Below are 15,473 nucleotides of genomic sequence, written 5' to 3' on the forward strand. Positions count from 1 at the left end.
TTAGTGTATCATTTTTATCCATAATTTGCATTGATTTGTTCTAATTTCCAAACATCCCATTAATACTATCACTGAGCCATTTTTGGGCTTTTTTAGCAGAATCAGATAATTTATTTTTTATTTCATCTGTTTGCTTTTCTACTGATTCTAAAATACCATCTCCACTATCATTTGAACCGGTATTATTTGCTAAAGTAGTAGCAGATTTCGTTGAGAAGCTTGTCTGAGCAGTATTAGGTAATATACCTGACATTTCGCTTTTAAATAAGGAATCAACGATATCCCCACTTGAATTTCTTAGGTAATGAGTATCATCAGTTTGATCAAAACCAACCCATGTTGCGACAGTAATGTCTGGTGTATATCCAATAACCCACTGATCTTTCGTCCCATCTGTAGAACCTTTTTTAGCCTCTGTACTTCCCGTTTTACCAGCAACTGTATATCCAGCTGGGACAGCAAGTTCGCCAGTTCCTCCAGTTTCAAAGACACCCATCATCATACTTGTCATCGATTTAGCTACCTTACTACTCATAACTTTAGTTTCACTATTGTCTGAATTATTAACAATCGTTTTACCAGAAGCATCAACAATTTTAGTAATAAAATGAGCCTTTTTTTGAATACCACCATTAGCAAACGCAGTATATGCACTAGCCATTTCGTAGGGTGAGACACCAGTAGTTAAACCACCCAAAGCTAAATCTAAGTTTTTGTCCGAACTTTTAACCGGTATACCAAATTTTTTAACAGCATCGTATCCTTTATCAACACCAATTTTATTTAACAACCACACAGCTGGCGCATTTTTACTAAGTGCCAATGCCTTATACATTGGTATTTTACCTGCATATTGATTGTCGTAATTATTTGGTGAATAATTATTTGATCCATATGATTGTTTTTTATCTTTTAATTCAGAATCATAAAAATAGCCATCTTCTAAAGCAGGCATATATACGGCAATTGGTTTTAGTGTTGACCCCGGTTGGCGGTTAATCTGAGTCGCTCGATTATATCCCCTAAAAACGTGTTTACCTCGTCCACCAACAACTGCTGTCACACCACCATTCGTTGAATTAATAGCAATTGATCCACCCTGAGCTTTTGTCCCATCATCAGCATCCAAAGGGAACAAGGTAGAGTTATCAAATGATGTTTGCATAGCTTCTTGATGGGTCTGATCCATCGCCGTATAAATTTTATAACCACGATTCATAATATCTGATTCAGTTAACCCATAATTTTTAATTGCTTCACTAATAACGGCATCAAAATAATAAGGATATTTATAACCTGATTGATAATCGTACGTATCATTTAATGTAATACCCGTCTGCTTAGCACTTGATAATTCTGCACTAGAGATTTTTTTATTTTCATACATAACATTCAGAACAACATTACGCCTTTGTTTAGCTGCAACAGGATGATCTATCGGATTATATGCCCCTGGCGATGTTAACATACCCGCAATAACTGCAGCCTCACTAACAGTTAAATCTGAAGCACTTTTTCCAAAATATTTTTTAGAGGCATCTTGAACACCCCAAACGCCATTACCAAAATATGCATTATTTAAGTACATCGTTAGAATGTCTTTTTTTGAATATACTTTTTCCGTTTCAATTGAAATAAATATTTCTTTAGCCTTACGACTATAAGTTTGCTCCTGTGACAAGAATGCATTTTTAACAAGTTGTTGCGTTATAGTACTTCCGCCACCACTAATTGCACTACTTCCAGTTAATCGATTTTTAACCAATGAAACCACAGAACGTGCCATCCCTTTGATTGAAAATCCATATTCATGATAAAAATTACGATCTTCTGATGACAGTACAGCATTTTGAATATTGGGTGAAATCTTATTTAATGAAACGTAAGTACCCTTTTGAGAGTATAACGATCCTGCTTTATCGCCATCTTTATCAAAAACCTCAGTTGATTGTTGTAAAGCAGCTTTTAACCCACTAACATTTGTTGTTTTGGCTACATAAGTTAAATACGCACTCGAACCTAAAATAATTGCTAAAATAAAAATAGTCAACCATTTCCAACCATGCACAAATTTCCATCCCTGTCGAAACCAATTTTTAAATTGAATTAGATGTATTACAAACCAATTTTCATTTTTAGTTCTTTTATTTTCATTTTTCATTAGTTGTCCCCATATTTAATCTTAATATCATTTATTATTTTACCATAGCAATATTATAAAAAGTAAATTAGCCTTTTTATTATGATATTTTTAAATATTTAAAAAAAGACTAAGAAATGTAGATGTTATCTACTCCTTAGTCTCACAGTATTTTAAATTAAATTATCTGGATTTGCGTGTTCAGTAAAAATATCATAGACACGTTGTGCGGCCTGCTCATCTGAACTAATAATCATAATTGTATCATGTCCCGCAACAGTTCCAACAATATCCGGGAAGCCAAAATCATCGATAATTGCTGCCAGTAAATTACCGTTACTTGGAATCGTTTTAACAACATTCATAAATTGGATTTTAGTAATATTAGTAACGACTTCAAAAATAATTTCAAATAAATGAACTTCTTCACTTAAATTACCTGACTTAAAAATTGCGTATCTCAAATCACCTTGTTCATCTTGAGCTTTAACAATTTTCATTTCACGAATATCTCTAGAAATAGTCGCTTGAGTCGCCTTAATATTCACATGTTCCAATTCTGAAATCAAATCATCCTGCGTTGCAATTACTTTTTTATTAATTAACTGTTCAATTTTAGCTTGACGTATCTCTTTCTTCATAAGAATCCCTCTTTGAATGAGTATTTATTCTTAGTATAGCAAAAGAAATATGAATACTGAAATAATACGCTTAATTTAGGACGATTTTATTCATTTTATTGAATTTTGATTCAAATATAAGCATACCTGAATCTCTAATAATATAACCATCTAACACTAATTTCTGAATAACTCGTCCAACGGTTTCACGCCGCGTTCCACTAATCGTCGCAATATCTTCATGTGTAATCACATATGGGATTCGCAGACTATTCTCACCATGTTTATCGGCTAGATTCTCACTTAAATACTGTAACACTTGTGTTATCCGGGTTGTTGTATTACTACATACGGTTCTTAACCTTAACACTTCTGAACAATTTAAAATATTATCAATTTGCCCAAATAAGTACGCAGAAACTTCATAATGTGTTTTGATTAAATTCTCAATAAGTTCAACAGGAATCTTAGCGACCGTCGCTAGTGTAGCAGCACGACTTGAAACAGTATAATATTCACTCTGTAACATTCCACCAATTGGAAATATTTGTTTCGATGTAACATACATATAATTTTGAAAAATACCAGCTCGATCACCACGTTCAATTTTAACTAATCCATCCAAGACAACATAAATAAAATCACGTTTATCATTCATATCAAAAATAGTATTTCCTTTTAGAAATCTTTTAAATGTAATTTGTTCAAAACAAGCTCCTTGTTCATCCTCACTTAAACAACCAAACAACTCATGGTCAGAAAATTCTGATCGATACCTTTGTCTTTCTTTTTCTGTAATCATCCCTTTACTCCCTTAATACCTATATTTATGATATATAACTATCAACACTATCAGATTAAATATAGAATGTCGATTTATTTTTTCGGATTTTGGAGACCCTGGTTTATTTTTTTGATTCACTGATAGCTCTAAATCATTAATCTAACAGTACCAAAATGATAAAAATAAACTGGTCGTATTCGCACATCCATTTTGTGTTCAAACGCACAATCATCGTTAAAAAGTACATCTAACAATATTTAGATAAAATAAAAAAGTTAACAATTAAGTCAACTTTTTTATTAATTACATTTCTTTTGGTGCATTTACGCCTAATAATCTTAATGATTCTGTTAAAACGACGCTCACACTTTGAACGAGTGCTAAACGAGCTAATTTTTGATCATCTTCAACTAATATCTTTGAATTTGCATAGTATTTATTAAATGCTCTTGATAAATGAATAGCGTATTTAGCAATTACTGATGGTTCATATTCTTTAGCTGCACGTTTAATTATTTTAGGGAAGTCACCAAGTAACTTAATTGTATCCCATGCAGCAGGATCAGAAAGTTCATTGTTACTTTCACTAATTGAAACATCACCCGCTTTACGAATAATACTTTGTGCTCTAGCATTTGAATATTGGACATAGGGACCTGTTTCACCTTCAAAACGAACAACTTCTTCTAAAACAAAATCAAAATTATTCATACGTTCATTCTTTAAATCATGGAAAATAACAGCCCCAACACCAACATCTTTAGCAACTTGTTCAGCATTTGGTAGGTCAGGATTTTTATCTTGAATTTGTTTTTTAGCAAGGCTTGTAGCATCATCTAAAACTTCTTCAAGTAAAATAACACGTCCTGAACGAGTCGATAATTTCTTACCACCTTGTGTGATTAAGCCAAATGGAATGTGGTGCATATCATCTGACCAATCATTACCCATTTCCTTTAACACAGCCTTTAATTGTCTAAAATGGTTAGCTTGTTCATTTCCGACAACATACAATGACTGTACAAAATTATACGTCCGTTTACGGTAAATAGCAGCAGCTAAATCACGAGTAATATATAAAGTTGCCCCATCTGTTTTTTGAATCAAGGCAGGGTTTAAATCGTATTTTTCAAGATCAACAATTTCTGCGCCTTGGCTTTCTTTTAACAAATTTTTATCTTTTAACATTGTCACAACTTCGCCCATTTTATCATTATAAAAGGCTTCCCCTTTAAATGAATCAAATTGGACACCCAGCATATCATAAATTTTATTGAAAGCTGATAATGATTCTGCACGGAACCAAGTCCAAAGTTCGATTGCTTCTTCATCGCCATCCTCGAGCTTTTTAAACCATGCACGAGCTGCAACATCTAACTCTGGATTTTCTTCTGCTTCTTTATGGAAACGAACGTAGTATTCAAGTAATTTATTGATAGGATCAGCTTTAACTTCTGCTTCACTACCCCATAATTTATAAGCAGTAATTAACTTACCAAATTGAGTTCCCCAATCGCCTAAATGATTAATTTTAATTGGATTATAATTAATTTTAGCCAAGATGTTTGCAATTGAATTACCAATCACAGTTGAACGTAAATGTCCCATTGAAATAGGTTTAGCAATATTGGGTGATGACATATCAATTGGTACGTTACCATCATGACCAATATCAGATGCGCCATACTCACTGCCATTTGAAAGCACTTGTTCAATAATATCTTGACTAAATGCAGCCTTATTCAAGAAAAAGTTAACATATGGCCCAACTGCAGCAACTGACTCAAATTGACTTTGATCAATTTTCTCTACTAAGTCTTTAGCAATCATCTGAGGTGCTTTTCTAAATGCTTTAGCTAATGCAAAAGCTGGAAATGCATAATCCCCCATATCAGAACTTTTTGGTATTTCAATTTTGGCAATAATTTCTTCTTCAGTAAGGTTTCCATCAACGATAGCAACCAATGCTTGTGCAACTTGTTGTTTATAATTCATTATCCATTCCTCCTAAAATTGTATAAAAAAAGCCCCTTACAAATAATTATGTAAGAGACGAGAATTCCCGCGGTACCACTCTAATTGATTAATATCCACTCAAAATATTCAGTTATTTCTAAAAAGTACGATTCAACTAACGCTTTTATCTAGCTTCCATCAACCTAGACTTGCTTTAAAATTAATTAGTTTACTAGCTTTTATCATCGAATTTATAGTTTGATTGTAACAAATTAATATTATAAAAGATAGTGTTTTTAGAATTTAGGTTTGCTTTTGGTGAAATATTTCTTTACGACATCCCTTGAATCTGTCAATCTTGTAACATTATCATCAAAATGAATTGATACAAAAGAATAATACACAAGATCGACTGCATATAATTGAGCAATTAAAGAAGTAGTCGCTGCACTTCTGAATTTTTTATTTTCTTCACTATCGTCATGTTCTAAAATAATATTAGCTAATTTGGCCAATGTACTTTTTTTATTATGTGTTAAAACGATAACTTTTATTTTTTGTCGATTTGCAAGATTTGCTAACTTAATTGCATCCGTATTTTCCCCTGAATTTGATATCAAGAATAAAGTTGTTCCTTCTTTTAGTTGCGATAATCCAACGGCAATTAGATGTGTATCAAGTGTTTCTATAACAGACTTACCAACTCGAATAAATTTTTGTTGGAAATCTTTAGCTACAATTTCTGATGCTCCAATTCCATACGCATAGATTATTTTTGACTCTGCAATAACCTTCGCAGCATTAACGACTTCCTCATCTAATGTTTTATTTGATTCCTCAATCGTATGTTGTATCCGCATGGTTAATTTTTGTTGTGTCGTCACTAAATCATCTTTAGGATTAATTTCCTCGAGCATTGATTTATCATCTTGGATTTCTGCTGATAATTCTAATTTTAATCCTGGAAAACCAGTATCACTAATACTTTTTCCAAATCGCGTTATTGCTGCAGTGCTGACACCTACCACCTCTGCCATACTCTGTGTACTCATTCTTATTACTTTCTGAGGGTGCTCTAAAATAAACCGTGCTATTTTTCGCTCTACCTTTGTGTATTTATCCATATTTGCTTGTATTGTGTACAAATAATTACCCATACTTCTTACCTCTTTTTATGGTATGTCTTATGCTTCTGTCTCAATCATAGCATCTTTTGGAATACCAAAAAAGAATGTTAAAATAAATCCGCCCGCATATGCCGCAAGCAATCCAAGAATATACCCAATCCAGTGTCCATTACTTATTAAAGGTATCAATGCTACCCCAGAAGGTCCTATTGCAATAGATCCAATATGACCAATCCCACCAATCACCGCTCCACCGATTCCGCCACCAAGACAAGCAGTAATCATTGGTCGTCCTAAAGGTAGTATAACCCCATAAATTAATGGTTCCCCAATTCCTAGAAATCCGACTGGTAGAGCGCCTTTAATTAAATTTGTTAATTTTTTATTTTTACGACAACGAACCCATAATGCAATTGCTGCCCCTACTTGTCCAGCTCCTGCCATTGCTAAAATTGGCAATAATAATGTTGATCCAGACTTAGCAATCATTTCAAGATGAATAGGTGTTAAAATTTGATGTAATCCTAACATTACCATTGGTAAGAAAAAAGTCCCTAAAACAAAACCAGAAAATGCACCACCAACTTCTAAGACCCAGTTAATTGATGTAACTAAAGAATTCGAAACAACCCCAGCAACTGGCATTACTAAGAAAATTGTCATCATTCCAATAACAAATAATGATATTGTCGGTGTTATAATAATATCTAAAGAATCCGGAATCCATTTATGCAATCTTTTTTCTAAAATAGCTAATACCCACACTGCAAAAATAACACCAATAATTCCACCCTGTCCAGCACTTAGTGCCTGACCGTTAAAGATATTATGGAGAGGTGCTTCAGGGGTTACCCCACTCAGCAAAGTGACAGCGCCGATAACACCACCAAGTCCTGGAGTGGCACCAAATTCACTGGCACTATTTATCCCTACATAGATAACTAAATAACTGAAAACACCATTTTTAATAACATTTAAAACTGCAATAAAATCTGTCCAGCTCGAACTTAAATCCCCTGCAACCATCATATTTCCAAGGACAGCAGCCAATCCACCAATCAATCCTGCTCCAACAAATACAGGAATTAGTGGAACAAAGATATTTGAAATTGCTTTAAGCACCTTTTTTATTGGCGTTTGCTTTTGTTTAGCTTTATGTTCTGCTTTTACTTTAGCAGCTTTGCTCTCAACCAATTCTTTATCAGTCATTTGAGTTGATTGTACTACGTTCTTCAAAGGGAAAGGTTCGCCTAATTTAACCCCTACTTGTCTTACCATTTCATCTGCAACTTTGTTGACTGTACCAGGTCCAACTACCACTTGCAAAGTATCATCTTCAACAACACCCATGACACCATCGATATTTTTCAATTTTTCAATATCTACTTTATCTTCATCCCTAATTGTCATCCTAACTCGAGTCATACAATGAATTAATTTTTCAACATTGTCTGGCCCCCCTACATTATCATAAATTTCATTTGCAATTTTTTCGATTTTTTTGTCTGCCATAATTTAACCCCTCCAAATATTTTATTTGATTGCTTCCCTAACAAAACCATGAGCCTTCTTTAATTTTTCTTTAGCTTGATTCAAATCGTTATCCGTTAGAATCATAACTATTGCAAGTTTGACATCATGTTCAGCTAATTCAAATGTTAATTTTGCTTGTTCATAACTTACTCCAGTTGCATCCATAATAATATGCTTTGATCTTTCAACTAATTTTTCATTCGTTGGTCTAACATCGACCATTAAATTTTTATATATTTTTCCAATTCCAATCATCGAAATTGTCGACAACATATTTAATACTAATTTTTGTGCCGTTCCTGATTTTAAACGAGTAGACCCAGTCAATATCTCTGGTCCCACTTCAATCTCAATAGCCGTATCAGCATGCCGTCCAATAATTGATTCCTTATTGCAAGCCAGACTTATTGTGTTCGCACCAAGATGTTTAGCGTAGTCAAGACCCCCAATAACATATGGTGTTCTACCACTTGCTGCAATTCCAACTACTGTATCTAATTTTGTTAAACAAATATTTTCCAAATCCAACTTACCCAATTCGTTTGAATCTTCGGCACCTTCAACTGCCACAGTCATTGCTTTCATACCACCAGCAATCAATCCTTGCACCATGCTAGGATTTGTTCCAAATGTTGGTACACATTCAGCAGCATCTAAGACACCTAATCTACCACTAGTTCCTGCACCCATATAAATTAAACGGCCTCCACTATTAAATGATTCAATAATTTTACTAACTGCTTCATTAATTTGCGATAACTCTTTTTCTACGCTTTTAGGAACTGTCATATCGGCTTCATTCATTATTCTTGCAACTTCAGAACATTTTAACTCATCTAAATTCATAGTTTGTTCATTTCTAGTTTCCGTTACTAATTTTGTAATATCCATATTTTATCCCTCTTTTATAATTGTATTATTAAATATTATTTTTTGTTTTGCTCCTATATAGTCAATTAAATCCAAGTCTGTCCTTTTAACTGTACCAATTTGGTTTACTTTTTTATCAATTGGTAAATTATTTTTCACTATCTGTATTTCTCCAGTATATCTCCCATATAACATATTATCTTGCGTTATAGTACCTCTCGTTCGAGCATCTTCATTATTTATTGGTTCAATAGTGAATTGATTTCTTATCCGACTTTCTTCTAACCTTACAACATCCCTAGCCACGTCAGCACGATTATGCCATGCTATATTATCAAGTTCATGCGAACTACTTTCAATATCTATTTCTATACTTTGATTAGTAAAATAGTTAACTATCTTACTAATTGTTCTTTGTGAAACTCGCGGATCACCGATATAAACGTCATCAGTATAATTATTCTCAATTAAATCTATCATTGCAGCCAATACATTGTAATTTCGATGTTTTTCTAATGTTGGTAATCCCTTTCCAATTGGCCCTCTAAATATTTTATCTCCTGCCACAAACGCCATCGTAGTAAATCCTGATTTTTTTAACCAATGATTCTTATTTTTTAACCATTCGTCATCTAATCCCGTATCTGGTCGAGGATAATAATTATGCCATGCTTCAATATTCTTAAAATTTGCATGATTATCAACTAGTTGCTTAATATCCAGCTCTGAAATCGTACTAGCATTTAATCCAATATCTATATTATTTGATAATTCAGCTATTTTTTCCATACTAATCCCATAATCAATTCTTAAACCAGTAATTCCAGCAGTTTTCAAATCAAATTCCAATAATTTTAAACTTTTTTCTGAAATATCAACCATTAATTTCAAGTTATTTTCAAGACATAAATTCCCCAAAGTTTTTAATTCATCAATAGTTTTTTTTCTATCTTCTTCAGGAATATGTAATGAAGTAAAAATACCCTTAAATCCTGATTTACGCATTACTTCAATATATTTTTTTGTATCATCGTCAATCTTATCACCTAAATAAATTGAAAAACCCAACATAATATCTCCTCCATTCATAAAAGAAAGCGTTATCATTAACTGGTTACATCATACCTTGAATGATATAAAATTACAATTAAATATATTTATTTTTTGTTTTTTTTGTTACTTTATATCTTAATTTAAAATAAAAAATCTTTCAAGAATACTTTATATAAAGTATTCTTGAAAGATTTTTTCACTGTTTTATTCAAATACAAATTGATTATTATAAAGTTCAGAATAGAATCCTTTTTGATCCAATAATTCTTGATGGTTACCTTGTTCAATAACCTTACCGTCCTTCAGAACAACAATTTTATCAGCATCTAATATTGTTTTCAAGCGATGTGCGATTACAAAACTAGTACGCCCTTGAATAACTGTATCCATTGCTTTTTGAATTTTAGCTTCTGTCACTGTATCAACATTAGAAGTCGCTTCATCCAAAATTAATAACGTAGGATTAGTTAAAATTGTTCTTGCGATACTAATTAATTGTTTTTGGCCAGTTGAAAACACAGAGTTTTCATCCGATACTGTCGTGTCATAGCCATTTTCTTGACTCATAATAAAATCATGAATATTAGCTTGCTTAGCGGCAGAAATCATATCTTCATCTGATGCTTCAGGTTTACCAAAGACAATATTATCACGAATTGTTCCTGAGAATAATACACTTTCTTGAAGAACTATCCCAACATGATCACGAAGACTTTGAAGTTCAAGATCCTTAACATTTACGCCATCAAATTCAACTGAACCACCTGTAACATCATAGAATCGATTCAATAAATTCATAATTGTTGTTTTACCTGAACCAGTTGGTCCGACTAAAGCTACCATTTCACCTTTATCAACATTAATTGATACATCATGTAAAATTTCTTTATTAGCATTATAACCAAAATTAACATTTCTTAACTTAACACCATTTGTTAGACCCGTTAATTTTTGCTTATCAGTTGAGTTGACCTCATCTGGTTCATCAAACATTTCATTCAGTCGACTAGCACCTGTAATAGCAAGTTGGAACATACTATACAATGAAGAAATTTGTGATATTGGTTGGTAAAATTGTTGTGAGTATTGAACAAACACGACAACTAGTCCTAAAGCCGTTGTACGGCCCATATCACCGTTCAGTGCTAACCAGCTACCAAAGAAGATAACAATGGCTGTATTAACCAACGAGAGGCCATTCATAACTGGGAAAAGCATCCCTGAATAGACTTGTCCTTTAAACGTTGCTTTACGAACATTTTCGTTATATGGCAAGAAACCATCAATAGCTTCTTTTTGAAGCCCGTTAGTAATTACAATTTTTTGACCACTAATTTTTTCATTAATATAGCCATTTAATTTTCCAACTTCTTTTTGTTGTATATCAACATACTTACGTGTTTTAGAAATTAAAATGACCGCAAGAAGTAACGCGATAGGCGTTGAAGCAATCGTAACCCAGGCAAGCTGAACATTCTGTTGAAACATCATAATGATAATCCCAATCATTAGAGCAATATTACTCATAATTTGTCCTAAGGCTTGATTCATTGCGTTCGAAATATTATCCAAATCACTTGTAAAACGACTTAAAATATCCCCATCTTTATGTGAATCAAAGAATCGAATTGTCATTTTTTGTAATTTTCCAAATAGCCCTTTTCGCATTCTATTTGTCGAGTTTCCTGTAATGAACGTGACAATAATATTTGAGAAAAACATTGCTACAATTGAAAAAATATAAAATAAGAATAACATCCACAATGAGCTAACAAAATTTCCTTTATCACTCACTCCTTTTGTTAAACCAATTACGTAGTCTGCCAATGCCGTAATTGCTTTTCCCATATACACAGGTGCTTTTACCTGGAAGTATGTCGATGCAATAATTGCAACAGTCATAACTGTAAAACCTAATTTATAGCTTTTCAAGTAGTGGAAGAAGAATGCCATCGATCTATTCATATCTTTCATTAGACAGTCTCCTTTCCTTTTTGAGTGTTATAAATTTCTTGATAAATTTGACTATTTTCAACGAGATCTTTATGTGTCCCCTCGCCAACTAATTTACCGTCATCCATAACAAAAATACGATCCGCATTAATCACAGATGAGATTTTTTCGGCAATAACAAATGTTGTTGTCTCTTTCAATTCATTATTTAATGCTTTTTGGACTAATTTTTCTGATTGAGCATCAAGTGCTGATGTTGAATCATCTAAAATTAAGATTTTAGGTTTACCAATAACACCACGCGTAATTGATAAACGTTGTTTTTGACCACCTGAGAAGTTAGCTGAACGTTCTTCAACCTCTGCATCATAACGTTCTGGTAATCGATTAATAAATTCTGATGCCTGAGCGATTTGACTGGCCATATCCATATCTTTCTCGTTGGCATCTTCTTTACCTTGACGTAAGTTGTCTGCGATTGTGCCAGAAAATAGGATAGCCTTTTGTAAAACAAATGCTACTGTTTTACGAAGCGATTTTTCATTAACATCCTTTAAATTCTCACCACCAACTTTGATCATTCCTTCTTGGGGATCAAATAATCGTGGAATCATTTGGGCTAAAGTTGATTTACCTGAACCAGTTGCACCAACAATTCCTATCATTTCTCCAGGTTTAACATCAAAACTAACATGTTTAAGTGTTGGTTTATCATCGCCTTCATATGAGAATGAGACATCTTCAAAACTAACAGATCCCGATAAATCTTCCTCTGGAACATCTTGGTAATAAATATCTGGTTCTTCATCTAAAATTTCGCGTAGTCGTTTAATTGAAACCATTGCACGAGCACTAAACGTCATCATCATTCCACCAATAATAATGGCAAACATGATTTGCATTAAATAATTAACAAACGAAGTAATAGCTGTAACTGTACTTGGATCTGCTTTAGCTAAATCACCTACAAAATAAATTGCGGCAACGACAGCCATATTTCCAATTAATGTAAATGCTGGAATTAAAACAGCAAATAGAGTTCCAACATAGATATTTTGTGCATTTAAATCATCTGAAACCTTATCGAAACGTTTTTCTTCATTTTTTTCTTGATTAAATGACTTAACAACACGCACACCCATCAAGTTTTCTTTGGCTAACTCATTTACTCGATCAATTAAGCCTTGCATTAACCCAAAATGGCGTCCCATGCGACCGAAAGTTAACATTGAAATACCTAACACGCAGACAATTAAAATAACAATAATCCACCATAAATCCGCAATTGTATTCATAGCTAAAATGAATGCACCGATAAATAAAATGGGCACTCGAATTAATGTCTGTAAAATTGTCATAATTAACGTTTGAATTTGGGTAATATCATTGGTTAAACGAACCACAATATTCCCTGCTTGGAATCGTTCAATATTACTGAAAGAAAATGTTTGAATCTTTCTAAAAGCAGTTTCACGAATATCTGCACTCATTGATTGTGCTACTTTTGCTGATAGAATTGTATTCACAACACCTGCCAACAATCCAATAACAGCAACTCCAATCAAGTACAAACCAAGTGTCGTGATTTTATCACCCTGGTCCTTTAAAATAGCATCAATTACTTTTTGTAACAATTTAGGTTGCCACAATGTTGAAATTGCCATGATAACCACCATGACGACTGCCCAAAAAATATCTACCCGATACTTTTTAGCATGTTTTAATAAAATATCCACTTTTTTCCCCCTCAATTCTGTCCAGTTCCATGTTTTTTTATACAAAAAAACTAATATCAGTTACTAAACTTAGCAAAAATAACGCTTAATTGCAATCATTTTGACTAATTATATTCTATTTAGTCAGTTAAAATTTACAAAAAAAAACCAAGATTAAATATCTTGGTTTCAATATAATTATCTTATTCATTTTTAAGCGGGCGACGAGAATCGAACTCGCGACATCAGCTTGGGAAGCTGGAATTTTACCACTAAACTACGCCCGCAGAACGTTGATTAGTATAGCATATTTCCGTACTTTTGTCATAACTAATTAAGCATGTTTATTTTCAGCCTTTTGTTCAAAATCTAAACGTCTCAAATTTTGTACAGCCTTCATATATGAATAAATCAGTACAATACATGACCCACCCCAGGCTAATGGATTTGCAAAACAAGCTCCTGCATACCCAAAAGCACCAGCTAAAAAGATAGCTGCAAATGATCTCATCAGTAATTCTACAACTCCAGCAACTGTTGGTACGATGCTTTGTCCCAGTCCCTGTAACGTGTATCTAATGACAAACAGTACTGACAAAAGTAAGTAAAATGACCCATTAATATTAAAATAAACCTGCGATAATGCAACAACTTTTGGTGCATTATTTCCAACAAACAGTGTAACTAATTGTTGTCCAAATAAAATAACTAAAAGACTTGCAACGATACTGAATGTTCCAGACATTAATAGACACTTTTTTACACCATCTAAAACACGACCATATTTTTTTGCGCCATAATTTTGGGCAGTAAAAGTTGCCATCCCAATTCCAAATGACATCATTGGTTGTGTTGATAATTGATCAATCTTAGACGCTGCCGTGGTACTGGCAACTGCTGTCGTTCCTAAACCGTTTAAAGCTGACTGTAGCATAATTGCACCAATCGCAATTATTGAAGCTTGAAAGGCCATTGGTAGAGCCACATAAAGGTGTTGGTTAACATCTTTCATCGTGATTTCTCTAAAATGGTGTCGACCAATATGTAAGACGGGAATTTTTCGATAAATGTAAATTAAACAGAATACAACGGAACATGATTGCGCAATAATAGTTGCAATACCAGCGCCAGCAACTCCCCAATGAAATACCAAAATAAATAATAATTCTAAACCAACATTAATAATGCTGGCAAAAATTAAAAAGTATAATGGCGTGCGACTATCCCCTAGCGCCCTAATAATATTAGATAAAATATTAAATGCCATTGAAGCAAATATTCCACCAAAAATGATACTAATAAAAGTTTGTGCATCATCAAATATTTCTGGTGGTGTCTTCATAAGTGTTAAAATATCTTTTACAAAAAACAAACTAACCGCTGTTAAAATTACCGTTGCAATTAGACTAATCAAAAGTCCCACTGCAAAGCTTTTTCTAACACCACGATAATCTTTTGCCCCAAATCGTTGTGCCGTAATAATAGATAAACCTGCAGTTAACCCTTGTGCAAATCCAATAATCAAAAATTGAATACTCCCGGTCGAACCAACTGCAGCTAGTGCATCCACGCCTAAAGTTTGTCCAACAATCAACGTATCAGAAATACTATATAATTGTTGAAATAAATTACCAACCAATAATGGTATAGTAAACATAAAAATTAATTTTGCTGGATTACCCGATGTTAACGATCGCAAATAAGACCCTTCTTTTCTTTATA

Annotated in this window: 11 protein-coding genes and 1 tRNA gene; all 12 read right to left on the minus strand. The window is 33.2% G+C overall.

The window, feature by feature from the left end; genetic code table 11:
• Positions 1-40 precede the first annotated feature (40 nt).
• Positions 41-2,161, minus strand: coding sequence for a PBP1A family penicillin-binding protein (locus AC1RO3_RS03420; RefSeq protein WP_481761182.1), 2,121 nt, complete (start codon positions 2,159-2,161; stop codon positions 41-43).
• Between the two features lie 152 nt (positions 2,162-2,313).
• Positions 2,314-2,781, minus strand: coding sequence for an arginine repressor (locus AC1RO3_RS03425; protein WP_409022715.1), 468 nt, complete (start codon positions 2,779-2,781; stop codon positions 2,314-2,316).
• 70 nt (positions 2,782-2,851) lie between these two features.
• Positions 2,852-3,562, minus strand: coding sequence for a Crp/Fnr family transcriptional regulator (locus AC1RO3_RS03430; RefSeq protein ID WP_481761181.1), 711 nt, complete (start codon positions 3,560-3,562; stop codon positions 2,852-2,854).
• A gap of 285 nt (positions 3,563-3,847) precedes the next feature.
• Positions 3,848-5,539, minus strand: coding sequence for an arginine--tRNA ligase (argS, locus tag AC1RO3_RS03435; RefSeq protein WP_481761180.1), 1,692 nt, complete (start codon positions 5,537-5,539; stop codon positions 3,848-3,850).
• A 257-nt stretch (positions 5,540-5,796) separates the two neighbouring features.
• On the minus strand, positions 5,797-6,657 hold the full coding sequence (locus tag AC1RO3_RS03440; protein ID WP_481761179.1) for a MurR/RpiR family transcriptional regulator: 861 nt from the start codon (positions 6,655-6,657) through the stop codon (positions 5,797-5,799).
• Positions 6,658-6,684: 27 nt separating this feature from the next.
• The gene (locus tag AC1RO3_RS03445; protein WP_481761178.1) at positions 6,685-8,139 is read right to left on the minus strand and encodes a PTS transporter subunit EIIC; all 1,455 of its coding nucleotides are present in this window, start codon (positions 8,137-8,139) and stop codon (positions 6,685-6,687) included.
• 21 nt (positions 8,140-8,160) lie between these two features.
• Positions 8,161-9,051, minus strand: coding sequence for an N-acetylmuramic acid 6-phosphate etherase (gene murQ / locus AC1RO3_RS03450; RefSeq protein ID WP_481761177.1), 891 nt, complete (start codon positions 9,049-9,051; stop codon positions 8,161-8,163).
• A gap of 3 nt (positions 9,052-9,054) precedes the next feature.
• Complete coding sequence (locus tag AC1RO3_RS03455; RefSeq protein WP_481761176.1) at positions 9,055-10,101, minus strand: MupG family TIM beta-alpha barrel fold protein; 1,047 nt, start codon at positions 10,099-10,101, stop codon at positions 9,055-9,057.
• Between the two features lie 186 nt (positions 10,102-10,287).
• The gene (locus AC1RO3_RS03460; RefSeq protein WP_481761175.1) at positions 10,288-12,057 is read right to left on the minus strand and encodes an ABC transporter ATP-binding protein; all 1,770 of its coding nucleotides are present in this window, start codon (positions 12,055-12,057) and stop codon (positions 10,288-10,290) included.
• Positions 12,057-13,712, minus strand: a complete 1,656-nt coding sequence (locus AC1RO3_RS03465; RefSeq protein ID WP_481761400.1) for an ABC transporter ATP-binding protein — start codon at positions 13,710-13,712, stop codon at positions 12,057-12,059. The genes AC1RO3_RS03460 and AC1RO3_RS03465 overlap by 1 nt, the downstream gene beginning before the upstream one ends.
• A gap of 255 nt (positions 13,713-13,967) precedes the next feature.
• Positions 13,968-14,038: transfer RNA gene (locus tag AC1RO3_RS03470), tRNA-Gly, on the minus strand.
• A gap of 47 nt (positions 14,039-14,085) precedes the next feature.
• Positions 14,086-15,450: an MATE family efflux transporter gene (locus AC1RO3_RS03475; protein ID WP_481761174.1), complete on the minus strand. Its 1,365-nt coding sequence runs from the start codon at positions 15,448-15,450 to the stop codon at positions 14,086-14,088.
• Positions 15,451-15,473: the final 23 nt, after the last annotated feature.

The organism is Dellaglioa sp. CoH-57-MRSF-19 (genome assembly GCF_056781975.1).